The 3,983-nt window shown below is 45.6% G+C and carries 4 protein-coding genes and 1 pseudogene; 1 reads left to right on the forward strand and 4 read right to left on the reverse strand.

Annotation, left to right across the window (positions count from 1 at the left end):
* Positions 1-14: 14 nt before the first annotated feature.
* Positions 15-293, forward strand: a pseudogene (locus tag Q0256_RS11640) (YitT family protein); the annotation flags it as partial.
* Here Q0256_RS11640 and Q0256_RS11365 read toward each other — a convergent pair.
* From Q0256_RS11365 to Q0256_RS11380, 4 genes are all read right to left on the reverse strand, one after another.
* On the reverse strand, positions 275-829 hold the full coding sequence (locus Q0256_RS11365; RefSeq protein WP_297963199.1) for a pyridoxamine 5'-phosphate oxidase family protein: 555 nt from the start codon (positions 827-829) through the stop codon (positions 275-277). The pseudogene Q0256_RS11640 and the gene Q0256_RS11365 sit on opposite strands and share 19 nt — an antisense overlap.
* Positions 830-1,990, reverse strand: a complete 1,161-nt coding sequence (gene ftsZ / locus Q0256_RS11370; protein WP_297963201.1) for a cell division protein FtsZ — start codon at positions 1,988-1,990, stop codon at positions 830-832.
* 22 nt (positions 1,991-2,012) lie between these two features.
* Entirely contained in the window at positions 2,013-3,386 is a 1,374-nt protein-coding gene (gene ftsA / locus Q0256_RS11375; RefSeq protein ID WP_297963203.1) for a cell division protein FtsA, read from the reverse strand.
* A partial coding sequence (locus Q0256_RS11380) for a peptidylprolyl isomerase (protein ID WP_297963205.1) occupies positions 3,379-3,983 on the reverse strand: 605 nt, incomplete at its 5' end. The genes Q0256_RS11380 and ftsA, both read right to left, overlap by 8 nt.

A 3,983-nucleotide genomic window follows, 5' to 3' on the forward strand; every position in this document is an offset into this window, starting at 1 on the left:
CGAATAACCAATCCATGACAGGAGATATTCTTCTGGATGTCATTGCCTATATCTTCTTTGTCAGTATCGGACTGGCGATTCTCTTTAATCGAAATACTTGCTCGGGAGGACTCGATATCGTGGCAAAGCTTCTCCAGAAATACCTCCACATGGATCTCGGGAAGGCAATGGGAGCTGCCGGACTTTGTATTGCGGCACTCTCCGTATTTGCCTTCGATAAGAAGGCGGTAGTGCTTTCTATCCTGGGAACCTACTTTAACGGGATTATTCTGGATTACTTCCTCTTTGGACAGACGATAAAGAAACGGGTTTGTGTGATTACCGATAAGGTGGAACCGGTTACGGATTTTATTTTAAGCTCATACACTTTCGTGCGTTTTAGGGATGCTTTGGAGGCGAATTCTACGCGCGACATGTAGTTTGGGGTGTATTTTTCGCAAAGTATTCGCAGGGCATAAATTTTACGCTCGTCATCTAACACTTCGTTTGCTTCGCAAACGGCGATCGCGCTGCGGTACTCCGTCGTATAAACTCTAGAGCCTAAAGCGGCAGCGTCGTTTGCGATAGATCGGTATTCTTCGTCGCTTGGGGTAGGAACGCGGTTATAGCTAACAAAAACAGCCGTTACCACGCGTCCGTTTTGAAAGAGTTTCGCCTTTGTGCCGGCAGGCGCGCCGTGGATATAAATGGCGTTCGCATCGCGCACCGGTGAGATAGGCACGCTAAAAATTTCGCCGCTCTCGTCTACGCAGCTAAGCGTAGCGTATTCGCTCTCGTCGATGATTTTTAACGCTTCATCTTCGCTTAGCTGCCTATCTCGTCTGCGCATTTAGTCCATCTGGTTGCGTAGGAATGCGGGCTCGTCGAGCTCGTCGTAGGTTTCGTCTCCGTTAAAATCGCCGCTACTTACCTTTTGTCTAGAAAAGATAGAATTTCGACCCATGCTCTCTAAAAGCGCCTTCCTACGATCCGCTACGTTATCGCTGGCGACCTGCTTTTTTTCCTCGACGCTCCTCTCAAAGCCAGTGGCGATGAGAGTAACTTCGACGCGGTTATTTTCCATCTTAGGATCGGTGGTGGTACCCCAAGTAACGTCGGCATCCTTATCCACGGTATCTTCGATGATATTCATAGCAGATTCGATCTCAAGCAAGGAGCAATCAGGCGACATCTTAAAATGTACTAACACGCCCATAGCGCCGTGAATGGAGGTGTTATCCAAAAGCGGAGATTGGATCGCACTTTTTAGCGCTTCCTCTGCCGCGCCATCGCCCTCGCTAACGCCGATACCCATAAGCGCCAAACCGCGATGCGTCATTACCTTTTTGACATCGGCATAATCGACGTTGATATCGCTATCGCCTGATTCTAAGATCACGGAGATCATACCGTTTACGGCTTGGAATAGGACATTATCTACGATCTTAAAGGCATCTTTTAGGCCGGTTTTTTTGTCGATGATCTTTAATAAATTTTGATTTGGGATAACGATTATGGAATCGCACTCTTTTTTAAGCTCTTCAAGACCCTCTTGTGCTAATCGCATGCGCTTTTTACCCTCAAAACCGAAAGGGGTAGTAACGACGCCGATAGTTAGCGCTTTTTTCTCTTTCGCAGCTTTAGCGACGATAGGTGCAGCACCAGTACCGGTACCACCGCCTAGACCGGAGCCCACGAAAACGATGTCGGAGTAGTCCAAGCGGTCCTTAAGATCGTCATAGTTCTCCTCCGCAGCCATCTTAGCAAGCGCTGGATCCATACCGCAGCCAAGGCCTTTGGTGGTGTTTTCACCTAGTAAAATTCTAGTATTTGCGATCGACTTTTCTAACGCCTGTGCGTCGGTGTTAGCCACCATAAGCTCAACGTCGGTTTTGGTAAATCCTTCGCGGATCATATGATTTATCATGTTGCATCCGCCGCCGCCGACGCCGATAACCTTCATCTTGGCACCGTAGATGCCCTTTCTTTCTTCCATACTATATCCTTTCACGAGTATCTCCTTAGCTTAAAATTTAAAACCAATTTTTCATAGACGACCAAATTTTATTGAAAAAATTCTGTCCGTCTTTTTTGGGAAGTTGGATATTTAAATCCTCCTTCTTAGCCACAGTCGCACCGCCGTCCGCTCTAACGCCGTCTTTTTCTATCGCCTTGCTGACCTCTTTTTCATAATATTCGTTCACGTTTCGCTTCGGAGCCTTGTTTATGACTTCATCCTTGTAGCGGAGCTTGCCGTTAGAGTCCATCTCGTAAGGGGTAAATTCGCCAAAGCCATACATGCAAAGTCCTAGTGCGCAAGAATTTGAAATATCGTCGGCGATCTCGTGTAGGCCGCCCACGCTCTTTGCTCTTGCAACCCTAACGGAAGTGTTATCAAAAACTATCGCCGCTAAATCGCGCACGTCGTCTAGCTTCGCCATGCCGCCGGTGATCACGATACCTGCGCCTATGCGGTCTTTATAGCCGCTTCTTTCGATCTTATCGGCTATCATATCGAAGGTCTCTTTAACGCGAGCGAGGATGACTTGAGAGATGATCTCAAGGCTTATGATGTGGTTTTCCGACTCGCTATCTCCTAAAGCAGGTAATTCAACTTCACTATTGCCTTGGTTAATCAGATCGTTATAGGTAATTTTAATATTTTCCGCATACGGAAGCGGCGTATGTAGTGCGCGCGATAGATCGTTAGTAACGTTATTGGAGCCAAACATCACAACATCGTTATAACGTAAGGAATTTCCCAGGTGGATGACTATATCGCATGTAGCGCCGCCCATGTCAATCAGCACTACGCCGAGCTCTTTTTCGTCCTTGCTAAGCGTAGATATAGAAGATGCATAGCCCGAAAGGACGATGTTATCTACCTTTACGCCCGCCATCTCGACGGATTTTTTCAAATTTTTAATAGAGCTTTCCGGCGCGATGACGATATGGGTAGATACCTCTAGGCGCGTGCCACTCATACCAAGGGGATCCTCGATGTGCTCCTGCTCGTCGACTCTGAAATCATACGGAAGCACATGCAAAATCACGCTATCGCTAGGCACATTTGCTTGCGCTTCGGCAACCTGCATGGCACGCTTTATTTCATCTAGCCCGATCTCATTTTCCATGGTTATGACACCGCGAGATTTAACGCTTTTGGCGTATGAGCCCGAGATAGATATAATGGCTTTATCATAGCTTCTGCCAGCGCCTTTTACCGCTGCTTTCACCGCTTGCTTTATTGAGCCCGCGGCTTGCTCTATGTTTGTTATGACACCCTTTTTGATACCTAAAGTATCGGCTCCGCCAACGCCTAAGACCGTAAAAATGCCATCATTTTTAGCGATTATCGCGCGAATTTTAGTTGAGCCTATATCTAGACCTAAAATATACTCACTCACTGTCTTTACCTTTAAAATATCTTTCGGTTTTATAGCGCTTTTCTAGCATTTTGGTTAGATCGTCTTGTAGATTGGAATTTAATAACGCGGTTATTCTATCGGCTACGATCGCTTTTTCTTTATCTATCTCTTCGCTGCTACCTAGGCTCTGCTGTGAAATTTTATACACTACGGCTTTATTATCAAACATCACTATCCCTTCTTTGGCAGGCTTATTAAACATATCGATAAGAAATTTATAAAATTCGTCATCGCTCAGCTTGGTATTGTTTTTACTATTAAGAGATAACGTGCCGAAATCTTCGCCTTTAAAATTTTTAAGCGCATCTTGAGCTCTTTTTTCAAGTAGCTCTTTACGTTTTTTCGTTTCAAATTCTTTAGAAGCCAAAGACTTAGCTTCTTCAAAGCTCATCTGCCTAGGCTGCTCTACGCCGTTCAGTTTAGCAATCAGATATCCGCCTTTGTACTCGAAAGGCTTGATGACATCTCCTGGCTTTGCAACCTCAATCTCAGATATTGGAAAATTGCTAGCCGTAGCAACTATAGTTTCATTAGTATCAAGCTTGCCTTTTTTAATCTCCAGATAATCCTTTGTAG

The sequence above is a fragment of the uncultured Campylobacter sp. genome, assembly GCF_937949835.1.
In the GTDB taxonomy this organism is placed as follows: Bacteria; Campylobacterota; Campylobacteria; order Campylobacterales; family Campylobacteraceae; genus Campylobacter_B.

Bases quoted from the DNA above. Each gene is read 5' to 3' on its own strand.
- Q0256_RS11365 (WP_297963199.1), bottom strand. From the start codon at position 829: ATGCGCAGACGAGATAGGCAGCTAAGCGAAGATGAAGCGTTAAAAATC.